Here is an 18,335-nt window from a genome sequence, read left to right on the forward strand (position 1 = left end):
CTACTCCTATCTATGTGTACGTGGATCACTAGCATCCGCTAAGTTCTGACCAACAACGAATAGAGATAGGGATACCAAAATCAAGGTTGTCAATGGAATCCAGAACAAGTACGCGTTGGTCGTAACGTTTTGTGAGTAATCTGAGATCAAACGTCCCAAACTTGGCACTGTTACAGGCAATCCCAATCCAAAGAAAGAAAGGAATGCCTCATAAGAGATAAAGCTTGGCAACATCAAGGTCATCGTAGAAACAATAACAGATACCAATTGTGGCATGATATTTTTCACGATGATTTTAAAGGTTGGTGTTCCAAGTGTTTGAGAAGCAAGGTTGTATTCCAAGTCACGGTAACGCATGATTTGAATACGAATTGAATAAGCAATACCGATCCAAGTCGTCACACTCATAGCAAAGATCAAATTCCAGAAACCAGCACCAATTGAGTAAGTCAAGACGATAACAATCAAGAGAGATGGAATGTTTGAAATAATGTTATAAACTTCCATCATGACGCGGTCAACAGATTTGGAAATCCCCCAAATTCCACCAACAATCACCCCAATCACAAGGTTGATAAAAGTGGCAATGACAGAGATGAGGATAGAGTTACGCGCACCAAACCAAACTCCATCAAACAAGGATTTACCATTGCTATCAGTACCAAACCAGTGTTCGGCATTGGGCTTAATAAAACGAGCGCTAAAGTCATTTACCTTACTTACATCGTTAAAGTCAAAGTCTGAAAACATCGGATAGATAAAACTCATCAAAATAATAGCTACCAATATTCCCAACATAATGACTGTTGATTTTTTCTTTAAAAACTGTCTAAATACAGAGCCCCAGTAAGAGTAGGCAGGAGCATCAATCGTTTCAGAGGCAAAATCATCACGTTTTACGAACTGAAATTTTTCTTTATCAATTGTTGACATTATTTGCCTCCTTTCTCTGTCAATTTAATACGTGGGTCAAGCATGGTCATCCAGATATCTCCTACAAAGAGTGAGAAGATAGAAATACATGTAAAGATGAAGACGAGACCAACTACCATTGAGTTATTTGATGCCTTAACAGAGTCAATCAACATTTTACCCATACCTGGGAAGGCGAAGACTGTTTCTGTCAATGTTGCACCACCAATAACCCCGATTACGGCACCTGGAATACCTGAAACCAAAGGAACCATGGCATTTTTAAAGACGTGTTTATTTGAGATTTCTTTTTCAGATAAACCTTTTGCACGAGCAAAACGAACGAAGTCTTGAGATTGCAAGTCAATCATGTAACGACGAATCCAGATTGCTGTACTTGGTGCTCCCAGCAAACCTAGAATGACTGCTGGCAAGACATAGGAACGCCAATCTCCAGCCCCCAAGATAGGGAATGAGTCAGGTAGACCAATAGATGATCCAATCAAGCGAACGATATAAACCAAGGCAATCGTTGGAAGTGCAAGCAAGAAGGTTAGAACACCTGTTGAGAAGCTGTCAATCCAAGTATTCTTGTGGCGAGCCATAGCAGATCCAAGAGGAATCGCAATAGCATAAGAAATAATCAAACCAATCAAACCAGCAACAGCTGAGCTTGCAATCATAGATGGATATTGGTAGTTACTTTCTGTAGCTGTATATGGATCGTCCTTACCATAGTTAGCCATTTCACGCGCATCTGCTTGACTTGGAGATTTGTAGGTACGAGAGTAAATATCTACAGACGAAGTCTTTTTACCAGTAGGGAATTGAACTTCTGATGTCTTAGTTTGTCCTTGACCTTGTGTGATAACTTGAAGCACCGGTGTATTTGCATAAGTTGGGTAAGAGTCACCCAAGTTAATGTTCACAAAGTTTTGGTGTACAAATGGGAATTGATTGTTGAAATACAAAAGGTATTTATGTTTGGTACCTGAACCAACCAATGACCAACCGATAGCAGGGTCATTTTCAAAACGAAGATAACGTTCCAAGTTTGGATTTTCAGGGTCTTGAATCTTATTTGTATGATCAATATCAAGCAAGTTGGCATAGAATTTGAAGACACGTTCAAAAATCGGAATTTCACGCGTAGCATAGAATTGACCACTTTCTGAGAACACACCGAGTGTCCAACCATTTCCTAGTTGGTTGATGTATTTTTCGTAGATTGCCTTATTGGTGTCATTGGCATCTACTGTTACAGATGAGTCCATTGTGCTAGCTTTTTCTTGCAACTCCTTGGTATCATAATACTCGATATAGCCCATACGTTCATAAACGGTATTCTCATAATTATCCCGCTTGTCCGGCGTCGTTGCAATCTTGTTATAGTTGGTATCCTGCTTGAAAATCAATTTTCGAGGAACCATCGTATAGATAATTGTGTAGGTCAAGGTTGTCACCAAGAAAATGGACAACAATGAACGTAATACACGCATAAAAATATATTTCTTCATATCGTTTCCTTTTAAAATCCCAAAAGAACCTTCTCCTCATGGAGAGAAAGTTCTCTTGAGAGTTATTTATTTAACGTGATTCGTCAATTCTTTTTGAACTTTTTCGTTTGATTCTTTTTTCTCTTTGAGCCATTTCTCACGAGCTTGTTCGTAATCAGCTTTCGTTACAACCTTATCTTGTAATTGAATATACTTGAAGTATACGTCTGAGCCCTTATCTCCAGATTGGCTGTATGATGCTGTGAATGGTACAACACGAGAAATGAATGGTGCAGCACCACTTGATGACATAGCTGGCAAGAAGAGTGAGCTATCTGTCAACCAAGCTTGAGCTGCTGCGTATTTTTCATAACGAGCGTTCAAATCGTCAGTTTCTTTAGCAGCTTCATCAACTAACTTATCATATTCTTTCAAACCAACTTGTGCAGCTGCTGCATTTGCTGGATCGTCGTAACCCATGTATGTTTTTGTTTGCTCGCTATTAGTTGTTTTTAAGATATCAAGGTAAGTTGATGGATCTTCGTAGTCTGGATTCCATCCAACTGCTCCTGAGAGATCCCAATCTTCTGCCGCAGCGCTTGCTGCATAGTAGGTGATATTGTTCAACTCATCTTTAGAAACTTGTTGGATATCAATCACTACATTATCTTCACCAAGTACTTTTTCAACTGTTTGTTTAAAGGATTGAATACGAGCGATATAGCTCTTAGCAGTTTGGTCTACTGGAATATCCAAGTGGATAGGGAATTTTGCTCCTTCTGCTTCCAATGCAGTTTTGGCTTTCGCAAATTCAGTCTTGGCTTTATCAGCATTGAAGAGACCGTCTTGGCCATCAGCAAAGTTTACGTTCTTCCACTCATCACCATAAGTAGCCATCTTTTCAGTTACCAAGTCACCGAAGGTTTTGTCTCCTGCAGAAACAAAGTCAGGTTTCACAAAGAGGTTGCGAACTGCAAGGGGAGCCCCTTCTTTACCATTGATTTGTGCTGAGTAAGAAGTACGGTCAAAGGCGAAGTTCAAGGCCTGACGGAAGTCTTTGTTAAGAAGGGCTTTCTTAGTAGAAGACTTTTCTTCATCAGTTGTCTTAGAAGTGTATTTGTAACCTTGACGGTCAATATTGACACCTAAACCAAAAATACCAGGTCCCGATGGAGTGTAAAAGATATTATCCTTATAACTTTCTGCTACCTTAGAGTAGTTTGAACTTGTAGGGAAAAGGCGAGCATAGCTGTATGCTCCACTTGTAAAGTTACGCTCAATGGACTCTTGGTCGGACCCATCATAGAAAGCAAGGGTAACTTTATCAAGGTGAACGTTATCCTTATCCCAGTACTGCTCATTCTTAGCAAATTCGATAGAAGATTTAGTAGTCAAACCTTTTAGCAAGAACGGTCCATTATAAAGCAATGATGTAGGATCTGTTGCTTTGGCAAAATCTGATCCTTTTGATTTTTCAAAATCTTCGTTCAATGGCCAGAAGATTGAGTAAGCCATCTTAGAGTTCCAGTATGGTTCTGGTTGATTCAAAGTATACTCAAGAGTATAATCATCAACTGCCTTTACACCTACTGAAGAAAAGTCTTTATTATTTCCAGCTTTATAGTCAGCTAGACCTTTAACTGAATCTTCTGCTAGATAAAGTGCTTCAGACTTGTGATCAGCCGCGTGTTTCAAGCCATTTACAAAGTCTTTAGCTGTCACTTCAGCATACTCTTCGCCATCTGATGTCATCCATTTAACACCTTTACGAATCTTATAGGTATAAGTCAAACCATCTTTTGAAACTGACCAGTCTTCTGCAACTGCAGGAACTAGGTTCCCATACTTGTCGTTTGTGAAAAGACCGTCAATACCATTTGAAGTGGCAATCTTAGTACTTTGTTTCCCGGAAATGAGGTAATCCAATGTTTCTGGGTCAGCTGAATAGACATAACCATAATTTTTTGGTGCTGTTGAATCAGATGATTTAGAAGAACCGCAGGCAGCTAGTACGCCAGTCGCTAATAAGGCAACCCCTGCTGCAACCAATACTCTGCTTTTTTTCATGTATATAACTCCTCTTGAAAAATTTAGGCTTATTGGAAATTATAACATATATCTTCTAAAAAGTAAACGAATTTTCAGAATATTTAGGCGTATATCTACAAAAAACTTCTCTTTGTCAGAATTTCCCCATTCTTTATTTGTATTTATAAGAAAAGAAAATTAATTTGTCTAGCTCTGTAAGCTTGATTTTTACAAGTTGCTTTTCCCTTTTTTCTTCACATGACATAATCTATCTTCTTAAATTGGATTTTAGAATAAGAAACTATTGACGGAAAATGATTTTCAAGGTATAATAATAAACGTTGAGGCGGTATAGCCAAGTGGTAAGGCACGGCTCTGCAAAAGCTTGATCGTCGGTTCAAATCCGTCTACCGCCTTTCAGTACCTGAATTAACAGGAATTAACCGAATGAAAAGCCCGTAAAATCGGGCTTTTTGTTATTCCAAATAGATAGGGATAACTGTGTCTACCATATAGATTTACAAAAAGCAGTGACTCAAGTCACTGCTTTATTCTGTTTCTTCTTCAGTCTCTATTTCAGTGATTTGGACTTTTACCTTGGTAACACGTCCGTTTTTCACCTTGTCATTGGTTAGGATGATTTGTTTGTTTTGGCTGACCAATTCATAACTGAGTTTTTCAGTCGTTGGAATCATTCCCACACCCGTCAAATAATAACCGGCGATGGTATCAACATCATCACTTTCCAGTTCCACATCAAAGTAGTCATTAAAATCATTAAGATTCATGGTACCTTGAACGATATAGGTGTCTTCTCCTATTTGATGGACTTCAATTTCAGCCTTGTCAGTCTCATCATCAATCTCACCAACAATTTCTTCTAAGAGGTCTTCCAGAGTTACCAAACCAGCCATTCCACCGTATTCATCTAGTAAGATGGCCATTTGATTTTGGGTATTTCGAAGTTCTTTAAGAAGATCGTCCACAAAGATAGTCTCAGGAACAAACAGTGGCGTTTGGAGAATTCGTTTCCAAACAATATTGTCAAAGCCATCCACAAAAGCGGCATTCAACAAGCGCTTGGTGTGAATCAAACCAATAACATTATCCTTATCCCCATCATAAACAGGGATACGTGAGAAATTTTGCTTTAAAATACTCTCGATAATCGTTTGACTGTCATCCTGAATATCCACCATAAAGGCATCTGTTCGGGGCACCATTACCTCACGAGCCATTAGTTCATCTAAAGAAAAGACTCCCTGTAGCATTTCAATCTCATCTGCATCCAGTGTTTCTTCGCTGTTAGTGAGCATATACTCAATTTCATCACGTGTCATCTTTTCATCAGCATCATCAAAGGTCATTGGCGTCACACGGCTCAATAGATTCGTTGAGGCTGACAAAAGCCAAACAAAGGGACTGACAATTTTCCCCAAACCAATAATGACTGGCGCTGTTCGGATAGCTAAGGTATCTTTCAGATTTAGAGCAATTCTCTTGGGATAAAGTTCCCCAAAAACAATGGAAATATAGGTCAAAAACGCTAAAGATAGAAAACTTGCAATAGCGGAAGCTGTTTCACTGTTCCCTATCCAAGATGCAATTTCGCGTCCTAGAGTCTCCGCTAAACTGGCCCCAGACAAGATGGTAATTAACGTGATACCAACTTGAATCGTTGATAAAAAGTGGTTAGGATTTTCAAGTACCTTTAACAAACGGATGTAACGTTTGTCTCCCTCTTCTGCCTTTTGCTCTACTCGGGAACGGTTTAGTGACACCATTGCCATCTCAGTGGCTGAGAAAAAAGCATTTAACAAGGTCAAGATAAATAATAATACAAACTGTAGCAACAAATTCTGACTGCTCGGGTCTTCCATAGTCCTTCTCCTAAAATAGTATCTTGTGTTTCATTATATCATAAAATTCTTCAGGATTCACATTATTTTTCATTTAAACAACAACTCCCCTGCCTCTAGAGGACAAAGGAGCTGTTTTATATAGTATCCATTGTTTCTAATCCGTCACTGTCACTTGACCTGTTCGATAGTCAAGCTGGATTCCCTTTTGAACATTGGGGATTAGGACATTGAACTCCAATTCGCCATCTGAAGATTTGGCTTCAATTTGTGAAGCGGATGGAACTAGGTCCTCATTTGTCGCATAGTGGAGTGTCACGCGGTAACGGACCCTCTTATTTTGGTCCAAGGCTTTTCTGACCAAACTCTCATAGTAGTTCTGACCTGTCGAATCCTCAGCCTGTGCTTGGTTTGCCCAAGCTGTCTGGACTGCAATGTTCTTGGGGTTGCTGGTAGAGGCATCAAAACCATTCAAACCACCTATCAAGGCATAGCCCAGCAGGTGTCCTCTATCAACTGCATGTGTATAGTCTCCCTTTAGATTCTTAACTTGATGCCATCCTGGTGGCGTCCAAGAGGTGGATCCATTTCCTGTTTCTTCACGATTCTTATATTGCCGAGTCGCTTTGGATAAGATGGCATTGGCAACAGTTGGGACGGTTTCTTTTCCAACTGTCTTTGTTTTATTATCCGCATAGGGTTTACTAGAAACCCTGGCATCTAGATTGGTTTTATTGCCATTTACAACAAAAGCTCCTGCTCCATTCCACTCGAGATTACCCTTGATTTGGTTTTTGATTGACTCAGTTAAGACACTTTCAGCCAGCTCCTGACTGGGAGCTTCTGAAGCTTGTTTTTTCTGACTAACATTGGTTCTAGGGGTGTTTGACGCTGTCTGCATCTGCTTGATGTAGTAGCTTCCAGCAGCCAAGAGTAAGAATAGAAGTAACCCTATCAAAGTCTGTCTTGTTTTTTTGTTCATTTTTCTCCTTGTTTCTTTAGAAAAAGACTGGTCTCCCAGTCTAATTTCCTGTAAATTTACTAATCAATTCCTGCCACTTTGCCGGAGACAAGATAGCCCATGGATCCTGTCCCTTTCCTAGGATGCCATAACCAACCATTAAGCCGATTCCTAAAGCAAGGAAACCTATCAAGAGAACAATAAAAATCAACAGTAGGCGACGGAGTACATAGCGTAAGTTTTTATTCTTCTTCATCATTTGCCTCGATTCGCTGAATCTTCGCTCCTAGCCGAGTCAACTTCTCATGAAAGCGGTAGTAGCCTCTATCAAGGTGGACTAACTTACCAACAATTGTTTCTCCCTGCGCCACCAGACCTGTCAAAATCAAAGCCGCACTAGCGCGAAGGTCCGTTGATAGAACTTCTGCCCCTTGCAAAGCCTGCCCCCCAACAATACGAGCTGTGTCACGGATAATCTCTGAATGCAAGCCCATACGGCGCATTTCCTCTAAGTGTTGGAAGCGATTCTCAAACACCGTTTCCACCATGGTAGATTCCCCTTTTGCGACTGTCATCAAAGCTGTAAATTGTGCCTGCATATCTGTTGGAAATCCTGGATGTGGTAAGGTTTTTACATGAACAGCCTTGAGATTTTCAAGTTGAGAACGAACACGGATACCTTCTGACTCCTCTGTCACTTCAACACCCATCTCAAGTAGTTTTGAAATCAAGGGACGATTGTGCTCCCATACTGCATCACGAACGAGAACATCCCCACCAGTCATAGCTGCCGCTACCATAAAGGTTCCAGCTTCGATACGGTCCTGTACTACAGTATGAGTCGTACCATGGAGGTTCTCGGCACCAGTCACTGTGATTGTTTCGGTACCAGCTCCCTTGACCTTGGCTCCCATTTCATTAAGGAAGATAGCGAGATCTACAATTTCTGGCTCACGCGCAGCATTTTCAATGACTGTCACACCATCAGCTAAAGTTGCTGCCATCATCAAGTTTTGTGTTGCACCGACACTAGGGAAGTCCATGTAGATATGAGCGCCATGCAAGTGGTCTGCCTTGGCTTCGATGTAGCCAGCTGTCTGAGTGATTTTAGCCCCCATAGCTTCCAAACCTTTGAGGTGGAGGTCGATGGGACGACTTCCAATAGTACAACCACCTGGCATGGATACCTTGGCATGACCTACACGAGCAAGGATTGGTCCCAAAACAACGATGGATGCTCGCATCTTGCTGACATACTTGTATGGAGCTTCCTCCGTGATATCACCAGTCGCATCGACCTCGACAAGATGAGCTTCCTCATCAAAGTCCACCTTGGCATTCAGACCCCGAACTACTTGATTCATGGTGAACACATCTGACAAGATTGGGACATTTTGTAAGACGGTCTTTCCTTCACTTGCTAAAATAGTCGCTGCCAACAAGGGCAAGACTGCATTCTTTGCTCCCTCAATCGTCACACTCCCAACCAGACGATTATCTCCGCCTTGAACCACAATTTTTTCCATAGTTGCTTCCTTTACTTTTGATTTTATAATAGTCCTCTAAGTGCTTCTTGCCACAGTTGGTACAAACTGATAAAGAATGAACTCAAGATGTAGCCCATCACAATACTAAAGAAGCCTACCAACAAACGAACCTTTTTTGTGTTAGTAGCGTTCACTTTTAAAACCTTTTCCCATCTCACAAGATCCTTCAAAAGGTAAAAACTCAAATAAATAAAGAGTATATGACTACTTAGAGTGAATAATAATTGAACCATTTGACTATTATACCATCTTATCCGCTTGCGCGCTAGTTTTCTATTTTTCTACAAATTAGGGATTGTTTTTAAGGTAATCAATCGCATCCTGCAAAGTCTTAACGGGAACGATTTTCATCTCTGTTTTGATCGTTTTAGCAGCTTCTAGGGCTGTTTCATAGTTGCTTTTCGCATCGGGATCTGCTTTTTTTGCTTCCTCGGTGACTGGATTGTCAGGAGCAAAAAAGATGTTGGCTCCCTGACGAGAGGCTGCAACCACTTTTTTGTCAATTCCACCGATGTCGCCAACATTTCCATCGCGATCAATGGTTCCCGTTCCCGCAACGATGCGACCATTACGAAGTCCTGGATCTGCTATCTGGGTATAAATAGCGAGACTAAACATAAGACCGGCACTTGGCCCGCCGATACCAGCTGTCGAAAAGCGAATTGGAATGTCACTGGTCACTTCCGTACGGTCAATCAGACCAATCCCAATCCCGTTTTTTCCGTTTTCGAGAGTGATAATTTTACCTTCTGCAGACTTGACTTTTCCGTCTTCTTCATAGGTTACCTTGACCGTATCCCCTAATTGTTGAGAGTTGACATAGTCGACCAAGTCTTTAGAACTGTCAAATGTTTTGTCGTTAACAGCCGTCACTGTGTCTGCAATGTTCAGAATGCCCTTAAAAGTTGAATTGTCCGTCACGGTCAAGACATAGACACCCAGGTACTTGAGTTCGATATCCTTTCCAGCCGTCTTCAGTCCTTGATACTTGGCCATGTTTTGGGATGTTTGCATGTAGAACTGATTGATCCGCATAAACTCTGCATCAGTAGAGCCACCCGTAGTCTCCTTGACACTTCTAATATCCGTGAAAGGTGTTAACCAAGCATAGACAAGATGTGATAGGGTTGCGTGTCGAATACCGACTGTTACAAACTGGTAAGCTCCTGCTTCTGTATCTTCTGTTTCATTGACTTTTAAAACTTGACGAATATCTTCCGCTCCCCCTGGAACTTCTATGTAGTAGGGTAAAGGTACTACAAAAGCTAAAAAAGTCACTACTAGTGCTAGGATGACATATAAGGGCCATCTAGTTTTTTTCTTCATGTTCTAATTCCTCCACAACACTGTTTGGGACATATTGCTGAATCTCCTGACCAAACTTCAGAAGTTCTCTCACGGCTGAAGAGCTGATATAAAGATGCTCTGGGCGACTATATAAGTAAATGGTTTCGATTTCTGGAGCCAGTTGATGATTGTAGTAATCAAAACTAGACTCGTATTGCAAATCGGTGGCATTCCGCAAGCCACGGACAAGGGTTTTAGCCCCCAGTCTTCTTGCAACATCGACGACTAGCTGGTCATGAGAAGCTAGGACCCCTACATTATCTAAATGCGCCACAGCTTTTTCGACTGCCCGTTTGCGGTTTTCAACAGGGAGAAAACCTTGTTTGTGGGGATTGTAGAACACCCCGACATAGAGCTTATCAAAGAGTTTGCTGGCTCGTTCAATGATATCCAGATGTCCATTTGTCATCGGATCAAATGAACCTGTAAATAATCCAATTTTATCTGACATAGACCGTCACCTTACTAATCCCATATATTTTTTCCTTCCAGATGCCGAGGCAGGCAATTTCTTCTGGAAGTTCTACAGACTTATCAGTTTCGCAGACAACCATGATTTCGTCGGAGAAAAGGTTTCTTTCTGCCATTTTTTCGATATCTGCAACGATTTGTTCCTTGGCATAGGGAGGGTCTAAAAAGACCAGGTCAAAGGGACCCGTCACCTGCTCCAAGGCCCGTTCAGCCTCCATCTTTAAGAGCTGAAATTTGGAAACTTCCTTGGTCATTTGGATATTTTCAGCGATGATAGCTTGTGCCTTTCGATCCCGTTCCACTAAGACAGCATGGGACATCCCTCTTGACACAGCTTCAATAGACAGACCACCACTGCCAGCATAGAGATCCAAGACACGACCACCCTCAAAATAGGGACCTATCATGTTAAAGATAGCTCCACGCACCTTATCCGATGTCGGCCTCGTCGTCTTGCCTTCTAGCGTCTTGAGGGGACGCCCTCCGTAGATTCCTGATACGATTTTCATACCGTTTATTATACCAAATTATAGGCAAAAAGAGAAAGAAAACCGAACCTTGCGGTTCGATTCTCTACAAGATATTTTCGTACGTATCGCGGACTTCCTGAGGCCAAACACTAGTCTGAACTTCTCCGATGTGTTTCTTACGAAGAAGGAACATGGCCATCCGAGACTGTCCGATACCTCCACCGATTGTCAGTGGGAAAAGGCCGTTAAGCAGGGCTTTATGCCATTCCAGCTCAAGACGATCTTCGTCTCCTGTAAGAGCCACTTGGCGACGAAGGGTATCCTCATCTACCCGAATCCCCATTGAGGAAAGTTCAAAGGCACAACCAAGAGATTCGTTCCAAACTAGAATATCACCATTCAACCCTTTGTAGCCATTTTCAGACTCTGTTGTCCAGTCATCGTAGTCAGGTGCACGGCCGTCATGAGGCTTGCCATCAGGCAACTCGCCACCAATACCAATCAAGAAGACAGCACCGAACTCTTTACAGATTGCATTTTCACGCTCTTTCGGTGTCAAATCTGGATAGCGTTCCACCAACTCTTCTGTATGGATAAAGGTGATTTGTTTTGGCAAAATGGATTCAATATCGTAGCGCGCTTCTACGGCTAGCTCTGTCAGACGAATAGCCTTGTAAATCTTCTCAACGGTTTCTTTGAGATAAGCGATATTGCGTTGACCATTTGGAATCACTTTTTCCCAGTCCCACTGGTCTACATAAACTGAGTGAGTCGCATCAAGCGAATCTTCATCTGGACGAAGGGCCTTCATATGAACAAATAGACCTTCACCCTCACCGAAACCAAACCGAGCCAAGGTGTGGCGCTTCCATTTGGCTAGTGAGTGAACGACTTCATAAGTTTCATCTGGAATCTGCAAGACCTTTACGGATACTGGATGTTCGACACCGGACAGGTTATCCTGCATCCCATCACCAACCTTGCTCAAGATAGGACCTTGAACTTCAACAACTTCTAACTTATCTTTCAAATACTGGGTAAAGGTGTTTTTGACAAAGGAAATCTCTTCTTGCTGATGGATAAAACTTTTCTTCATAAACGGCTCCTCAAAAATTAGTTAAAAGCATTATACACCTATTTCCAAGAAAAGAAAAGAGTAAATAAGAAAAAGTCAGTGCTCTTTTGAACACTGACTCTGTCATTCATTAATCGTTTCGACCAAAGATTCGTAAGATGCTAAGGAAAAGGTTGATAAAGTCTAGGTAGATGCTGAGTGCCATTGAGATGACCCATCCTGTCGCGACTTGTCCTCGTGACTGCTCATAAACATAGCGAATCTTTTGGTTGTCCCAAGCAATCAAACCCGAGAAAACCAAGACCATGGCAATACTAATCATGTAGTCAAAGAAACTATTGGCTAAAAATAGATTGACAACCATAGCAATGATGAGACCAACAAGTGCCGCCATCAAAGCTCGGCCCATTCCACTCAAATCTTTCTTGGTGAAAATTCCGATCACCGCCATGACAAAGAAGAGAAGGGCACTAGATACAAAGGCTGATAAGACGGTCCCAGGTGTATAGAAGGCTACGACAAAACTAAGCGTAAATCCATTTAAAACAGAATAAACTAAAAATACTGGGAGAGCCGCTGGGCTGTTCTTCGCAGCCATGCTACTTGCAACAAAGACTAGAGCAAGTTCTGCAAAAGTTGCAACCATCAGCCAGAGACGGCCATGCATTAAAAAGTAAATCAATTGGGACTGAAAGACTGTCAACATCAAAGCTGACACGAGAGCTGATAGGCCAATCCCAAGTCCCACAAAGGCATAAACCTTAGCGTAAAATTGATTGAGACCTGAACGTTCTTGAATAATCGTTTGATTCATTCTGATTCTCCTTTTTCTATAAATATGTCTTGATTATAACAAAGATTTTATAAATCAGCTAAAATAAAACATCAAAATACCTGCGGCAACTGCCACATTGAGACTCTCTGCCCGACCTTTCATGCCAATATGAACCAGTTGATCAGCACTCTCAGCCATGACAGAACTAATCCCCTGTCCTTCATTTCCCATAACTAAAGCAAAGTTTTCTAGGGGAGAAAGGTCACGATAATCCTTGGAATCTCTTGATAAAGTCGTTGCCAGAATGGGCAAGTTGCTCTTCTTTGCCCCTTCTACAAAAGCGACAACTGGCATACGATAGATGGGCAAGTGAAAATGACTTCCTTGCATGGAACGCAGGGTCTTGAGACTGTAGATATCTGCTGACTTATCTGAAACAATAACCCCTGTAAAACCTGCGGCATCCGCCGTCCGAATCATGGTGCCAACATTACCAGGATCTTGGACATCCTCTAAAAATAGAAACTTACCCTGACGAAAATCAGGCAGTCCTATTTCCTCTTTTTGAATCACTGCAACAATCCCTTGAGGAGTTTGCGTATCTGCCAAATCCAGCAAAATCTCCTCTGAAACCCAGATAGCTTGAGGAAAAGCGACTAGCTGATCTCGGTAACTTTCTAGGGCAAAAATCTTCTCAATCGTCACTCCAGCTTGAACAGCTTCTTCAAACAAGTGCCATCCTTCAATCAAATAAGCAGACTTTCGATATTTTTTTTGATGTAATTTCTTGGCATTTTTTACCACAGAATTGGCTTTTGAGGTTATAATAGTCATAGAAATATTATAACACAATCAAAGGGGTTTGGTATGCAAAAGGTTAGAATGATTGCCCAAGGCAGGGTGCAGGGTGTTGGTTTTCGTTGGGGTGTTTATACTTTAGCGCTTGAAATCGGTGGCATCACTGGTCGTGTCTGGAATAACGACGATGGCACAGTGGAAATTCTCGCTCAGGCAGACTCTTCTGCCACCATGGCAAAATTTATCCAAGAAATCCGTAAAGGTCCAACGCCTTTTTCAAAAGTTACCTATCTAGATGTACAAATGAGCAACTTTTCATCCTATCCAGATTTCAAAGTCGCAAATTAGGTCTCTAGAACTATTGTATATTTTACAAAAAAACAGTAGAATAGAAAGGTATAATTTTTAAAGAAGGAATGAAAACATTGAAATCTATTAAACGTTTTGCCCTCTCTGCTATGGGAGTGGCTATGCTACTCGTCTTGACAGGCTGTGTCCAAGTAGACAAAGCAACAGGACAACCTACTGGTTTTATCTGGAACACTATCGGATCGCCTATGGCAGAGGCTATCAAGTACTTTGCCAATGATATGAACCTTGGTTTTGGGATTGGGATCATCATCGTAACGATTATCGTACGTTTGATTATTTTGCCACTCGGTATCTACCAATCATGGAAGGCAACGCTTCACTCTGAAAAGATGAATGCTCTCAAACATGTGCTCGAACCACATCAAACACGCCTTAAAGAGGCAACAACTCAGGAAGAAAAACTAGAAGCACAACAAGCTCTCTTTGCTGCACAAAAAGAAAACGGCATCAGCATGTTCGGTGGTGTAGGATGCTTCCCTCTCCTCATTCAAGCGCCTTTCTTCTCTGCTATCTACTTTGCAGTCCACTACACTGATGGTGTAGCTAGCTCTACCTTCTTGGGTATCAATCTCGGTTCCCCAAGTATGATCCTTGTCGCCTTCGCTGGTATCCTCTACTATCTCCAATCACTCCTTTCACTTCACGGAGTAGAAGACGAGATGCAAAGAGATCAACTCAAGAAAATGATTTACATGAGCCCACTCACGATTGTCGTCTTCTCCCTCTTCGCACCAGCCAGTGTGACACTTTACTGGGTTGTCGGTGGTTTCATGATGATTCTCCAACAGTTCATCGTTAACTATGTTGTTCGTCCAAAACTTCGTCAAAAAGTACGTGAAGAATTTGCCAAAAATCCACCAAAAGCAAGTTCAGCATCAACTACAGGCGGGCGAAAAGATATCACTCCTAACCAAGCAACTGCAATTACGACTACTAAGAAACATAAAAAACGTAATGCTGGTAAACAACATTCTAGGAAATAAGGTAACGGCTTAGCTGAAAGGCTAGGCCTTTTTTTGCATTACAAAATCCTGATGTTCCCATCAGGATTCTTTTTTATCCATGTACACGCTTCATATAGTCTTGATAGCTTTCTGTATCCATGAGTCTTTTGGCATTCTTGACACGGTCTGCTGTTGGTGGTTTTACCCCTTCGAGCGAATAAGGAATTCCTAGTTCACGCCACTTGAATTCTCCCATCGTGTGATAAGGTAGGATTTCAAACTTATCAACGTTTTTGAGGGTTTTGACGAATTTACCGAGTTCAATCAAGTCCTCATCTCTGTCTGTCAAGCCTGGAACCAGCACATGGCGAATCCACACAGGCTTCCCAATATCTGATAGATATTTTGCACAAGCCAAGATGTTTTTATTGGTTTGGCTGGTAACAATCCTGTGTTGTTCGTCGTTGATCTCCTTGATATCCAAGAGAACCAAGTCAGTGACAGCCATGAGCTTATTAAACTTTTCGAGATAACGTGGTTTATTACGGAACGGAAGGGCACAGGTATCCAAGGTACAGTGGATTCCTTTTTCCTTGGCCTTGGTAAAAAGGGCAATCAAGAAATCAATCTGTAAGAGGGCTTCTCCTCCACTGACAGTGATTCCTCCTTTGTCTCCCCAGAATCCACGGTAGCGAAGGGCTTCTGACAAAACATCGTCTACTGTCCGTTCGCGTGATTTATTGGTCTCCATAGCCCATGTATCGGGGTTATGGCAGTACTGGCAACGCATGTGACAGCCCTGCAAAAAGACAATAAACCGAATCCCAGGGCCATCTACCGCCCCAAAACTCTCTGTCGAATGCACCATTCCTGTCACTTGTCCATAGTCAATTGTTTCTTCAGACATATCGTCACCTTCCTTGAAACCGTTTTATAGTTTTATTATATCACGAGTAAGGTGAAAAACAAGGTTTTTTTGTCTATTTTTTAGAAAGCAATCTGTTTTTCACTTTCATTTTCAATTTCTTTTAATGATCCGATTCAAAATCAAAACCATACAAGGTTGCAAAATAGTCCTCAGGGCGCTCTGCACGGCGGATTTGGCGGGCTTTGCCTTCTTCGGTATAGAGGATTTCTGCCGAGCGTAGTTTGGCATTGTACTGGTAACCCATGGAGAATCCATGTGCACCTGTATCATGAATTACCAGCAAATCACCGATTTCTGTATAAGGTAGTTCGCGGTTCACTGCAAATTTATCATTGTTTTCACAGAGTGAACCGACCACGTCTACCACCTCAATAGGTCCATCTGGATGGGTCAGATTGGTGATATGGTGGTAGGCTCCATACATGGCGGGACGCATGAGGTTGACTGCTGACGCATCCACACCCAGATAGGTACGATAGGTTTTTTTCTTATGAGTGACTCTTGTAACGAGAGCTCCGTGAGGGGCTAACATAAAGCGACCCAATTCGGTGAAAATCTTAACCTGACCAAGACCTGCTGGCGTAAGGACTTCCTCATAAACCTTACGAACTCCCTCACCAATCACAGCAATGTCATTTGGCTCCTGATCTGGACGGTAATTGACTCCGATTCCGCCGGAAAGATTGATAAAGTCTAGTGAAATGCCCAACTTTTCCTTGATTTCAACAGCCAATTCAAAAAGCTGACGGGCCAACTCTGGGTAGTAGAGATGGGTCACGGTATTGGATGCTAGGAAGGAGTGAATCCCAAAAGTCTTGGCTCCTTTTTCCTTCAAAATCGCAAAGGCTTCAAAAAGCTGGTCCTTGGTCATGCCAAACTTAGCTTCTCCAGGATTGTCCATGATATCTGTTCCTAGCTCAAAAACGCCACCAGGATTGTAACGACAAGAGATGATTTCTGGAATGCCTGCTACACGCTCTAAATGTTCAATATCTTCAAAGGCATCCAAGTTAATGGTTGCGCCCAATTCACGCGCATAAGCGTACTCTTGGTCTGGCGTATTGTTTGAAGAGAACATAATCTCAGAACCGGGAAAATCCAGTTTATGGCTCATCAAGAGCTCTACATAACTAGAACAGTCCACACCACAACCTTCCTCTTGGAGGATTTTCAAGATGGCTGGAGTTGGAGTGGCCTTAACTGCAAAATATTCTTTGAATCCCTTATTCCAAGAAAAGGCCTGATTGACTGCTCTTGCTTTTTCACGAATCCCCTTCTCGTCATATAAGTGAAAGGGAGTCGGGAACTCTGCAACAATTGTTTCTAAATCTTCACGGCTGATAAATGGTGTTTTCATAAGCATCCTTCTATTCTGTTTGCAAAGAAAGGCTGGGACAATCGTTCCAACCTTTAGTTCTATCTCTTATTTGTCTTCGTCAAAGATATTTCCAATCTCAACATCGATGGATTGGTTCTTAACATCAATATTGGTTACTTTCAAGAGTGACTTGTAATCAAACTGCTTTTCACGTTCTTCTTGGGCATTGTCTGCAAAGACTGCGACACCAGCTAGTTCAGAGTCAAACTCACGCAAGAGACTAATCATCCCGTTGACCGTTCCGCCACCTTTCAAGAAGTCATCCACAATTAAGACACGACTGCCTGCCTTGAGACTGCGTTTTGAAAGGAACATTTTCTCAATACGGTCACCGCTGGAACCTGAAACATAGTTGACGCTGACCGTTGAACCTTCGGTAATTTTCAAGTCACGGCGCACAATGACAAATGGAACATTGAGGACATTGGCAACTGCATTTGCGAGTGGCACACCTTTTGTTGCTACTGTCATAACGGCATCGATTTTTTGGTCCATAAAGCTCTTGGCAATGATGCGACCAATATTTTTCAAAATGGCAGGCGTACTAAGCAAATCAGACAGGTAGATGTAGCCACCTGGCAAGATACGGTCGCTTTCTGAAAGTTTGTCACGCAAGTCTGCGATCATTTCTTTGGCTTCATGGCTTGAGATTGATGGTGTAAAGATAACACCACCACCTGCTCCAGTCACAGTCTGAATATGACCGATTTCGATTTCCTCAAAGGCACGCTTGATAATCACGATGTCCTCTGAAATCGATGATTTAGCAGATTCGTACTTTTCTGCAAAGGTATTGAGACTGGTTAGTTTGTATGGATTATTAATCAAATAGTTGGAAATGACAACCATCCGATCACTTCTTCTTAATTTCATTTTTATTTACCATTCCATTTAATTTTGATATTTTATCCATTATACCACATTCACATAAAAAAACGAACATTATTGCGTAAAAAATGCTCGTTTTTCTTAAA

Annotated in this window: 19 protein-coding genes and 1 tRNA gene; 3 read left to right on the forward strand and 17 right to left on the reverse strand. The window is 41.8% G+C overall.

Annotation, left to right across the window (positions count from 1 at the left end):
• Window positions 1-6: 6 nt before the first annotated feature.
• From oppC to D8847_RS06825, 3 genes are all read right to left on the reverse strand, one after another.
• Window positions 7-933, reverse strand: coding sequence for an oligopeptide ABC transporter permease OppC (gene oppC, locus D8847_RS06815; RefSeq protein ID WP_000103693.1), 927 nt, complete (start codon window positions 931-933; stop codon window positions 7-9).
• Entirely contained in the window at window positions 933-2,429 is a 1,497-nt protein-coding gene (locus tag D8847_RS06820; protein WP_125841065.1) for an ABC transporter permease, read from the reverse strand. Before D8847_RS06820 ends, oppC begins: the two co-directional genes overlap by 1 nt.
• A 66-nt stretch (window positions 2,430-2,495) precedes the next feature.
• On the reverse strand, window positions 2,496-4,475 hold the full coding sequence (locus D8847_RS06825) for a peptide ABC transporter substrate-binding protein (protein WP_125841066.1): 1,980 nt from the start codon (window positions 4,473-4,475) through the stop codon (window positions 2,496-2,498).
• Window positions 4,476-4,781: 306 nt separating this feature from the next.
• On the opposite strand from D8847_RS06825, the gene D8847_RS06830 reads away from it, so the two are divergent.
• Window positions 4,782-4,852: transfer RNA gene (locus D8847_RS06830), tRNA-Cys, on the forward strand.
• Between the two features lie 132 nt (window positions 4,853-4,984).
• Here D8847_RS06830 and D8847_RS06835 read toward each other — a convergent pair.
• The 11 genes from D8847_RS06835 to D8847_RS06885 all read right to left on the reverse strand — a co-directional run bounded on the left by D8847_RS06835 (window position 4,985) and on the right by D8847_RS06885 (window position 13,775).
• Window positions 4,985-6,316, reverse strand: a complete 1,332-nt coding sequence (locus D8847_RS06835) for a hemolysin family protein (RefSeq protein ID WP_000390018.1) — start codon at window positions 6,314-6,316, stop codon at window positions 4,985-4,987.
• A 136-nt stretch (window positions 6,317-6,452) separates the two neighbouring features.
• Window positions 6,453-7,277 (reverse strand): DNA/RNA non-specific endonuclease, encoded by an 825-nt coding sequence (locus D8847_RS06840; RefSeq protein WP_125841067.1) that lies wholly within the window; start codon window positions 7,275-7,277, stop codon window positions 6,453-6,455.
• Between the two features lie 40 nt (window positions 7,278-7,317).
• Window positions 7,318-7,512, reverse strand: coding sequence for a DNA-directed RNA polymerase subunit beta (locus D8847_RS06845; protein ID WP_061415718.1), 195 nt, complete (start codon window positions 7,510-7,512; stop codon window positions 7,318-7,320).
• Complete coding sequence (gene murA, locus D8847_RS06850; RefSeq protein WP_125841068.1) at window positions 7,499-8,782, reverse strand: UDP-N-acetylglucosamine 1-carboxyvinyltransferase; 1,284 nt, start codon at window positions 8,780-8,782, stop codon at window positions 7,499-7,501. Before murA ends, D8847_RS06845 begins: the two co-directional genes overlap by 14 nt.
• Window positions 8,783-8,805: 23 nt before the next feature.
• Entirely contained in the window at window positions 8,806-9,036 is a 231-nt protein-coding gene (locus D8847_RS06855) for a DUF1146 family protein (RefSeq protein ID WP_080619411.1), read from the reverse strand.
• A 55-nt stretch (window positions 9,037-9,091) separates the two neighbouring features.
• A complete protein-coding gene (locus D8847_RS06860) occupies window positions 9,092-10,129 on the reverse strand; it encodes a SepM family pheromone-processing serine protease (protein ID WP_125841069.1) in 1,038 nt (345 codons plus the stop codon).
• A complete protein-coding gene (gene coaD / locus D8847_RS06865) occupies window positions 10,113-10,601 on the reverse strand; it encodes a pantetheine-phosphate adenylyltransferase (RefSeq protein ID WP_125841070.1) in 489 nt (162 codons plus the stop codon). The genes D8847_RS06860 and coaD overlap by 17 nt, the downstream gene beginning before the upstream one ends.
• The gene (rsmD, locus tag D8847_RS06870; RefSeq protein WP_125841071.1) at window positions 10,591-11,130 is read right to left on the reverse strand and encodes a 16S rRNA (guanine(966)-N(2))-methyltransferase RsmD; all 540 of its coding nucleotides are present in this window, start codon (window positions 11,128-11,130) and stop codon (window positions 10,591-10,593) included. Before rsmD ends, coaD begins: the two co-directional genes overlap by 11 nt.
• 64 nt (window positions 11,131-11,194) lie before the next feature.
• The gene (asnA, locus tag D8847_RS06875) at window positions 11,195-12,187 is read right to left on the reverse strand and encodes an aspartate--ammonia ligase (RefSeq protein WP_000747987.1); all 993 of its coding nucleotides are present in this window, start codon (window positions 12,185-12,187) and stop codon (window positions 11,195-11,197) included.
• A gap of 109 nt (window positions 12,188-12,296) precedes the next feature.
• Entirely contained in the window at window positions 12,297-12,980 is a 684-nt protein-coding gene (locus tag D8847_RS06880) for a Bax inhibitor-1/YccA family protein (protein WP_125841072.1), read from the reverse strand.
• Window positions 12,981-13,034: 54 nt separating this feature from the next.
• Window positions 13,035-13,775 (reverse strand): TrmH family RNA methyltransferase, encoded by a 741-nt coding sequence (locus D8847_RS06885; protein ID WP_125841073.1) that lies wholly within the window; start codon window positions 13,773-13,775, stop codon window positions 13,035-13,037.
• Between the two features lie 33 nt (window positions 13,776-13,808).
• On the opposite strand from D8847_RS06885, the gene D8847_RS06890 reads away from it, so the two are divergent.
• Both D8847_RS06890 and yidC read left to right on the forward strand, forming a co-directional pair.
• Entirely contained in the window at window positions 13,809-14,087 is a 279-nt protein-coding gene (locus D8847_RS06890) for an acylphosphatase (RefSeq protein WP_001174619.1), read from the forward strand.
• A 77-nt stretch (window positions 14,088-14,164) separates the two neighbouring features.
• Complete coding sequence (yidC, locus tag D8847_RS06895; RefSeq protein ID WP_084868712.1) at window positions 14,165-15,094, forward strand: membrane protein insertase YidC; 930 nt, start codon at window positions 14,165-14,167, stop codon at window positions 15,092-15,094.
• Between the two features lie 73 nt (window positions 15,095-15,167).
• Here the strand turns inward: yidC and pflA are convergent, their stop codons facing one another.
• The 3 genes from pflA to purR all read right to left on the reverse strand — a co-directional run bounded on the left by pflA (window position 15,168) and on the right by purR (window position 18,234).
• Window positions 15,168-15,962, reverse strand: coding sequence for a pyruvate formate-lyase-activating protein (gene pflA, locus D8847_RS06900; protein ID WP_125841074.1), 795 nt, complete (start codon window positions 15,960-15,962; stop codon window positions 15,168-15,170).
• A gap of 121 nt (window positions 15,963-16,083) precedes the next feature.
• The gene (locus D8847_RS06905) at window positions 16,084-17,340 is read right to left on the reverse strand and encodes a diaminopimelate decarboxylase (RefSeq protein ID WP_125841075.1); all 1,257 of its coding nucleotides are present in this window, start codon (window positions 17,338-17,340) and stop codon (window positions 16,084-16,086) included.
• 66 nt (window positions 17,341-17,406) lie between these two features.
• A complete protein-coding gene (purR, locus tag D8847_RS06910; RefSeq protein WP_002874197.1) occupies window positions 17,407-18,234 on the reverse strand; it encodes a pur operon repressor in 828 nt (275 codons plus the stop codon).
• Window positions 18,235-18,335: the final 101 nt, after the last annotated feature.

Origin of the sequence: Streptococcus mitis (assembly GCF_003942795.1) — a bacterium.
GTDB classification, from domain to species: Bacteria; Bacillota; Bacilli; order Lactobacillales; family Streptococcaceae; genus Streptococcus; species Streptococcus mitis_BJ.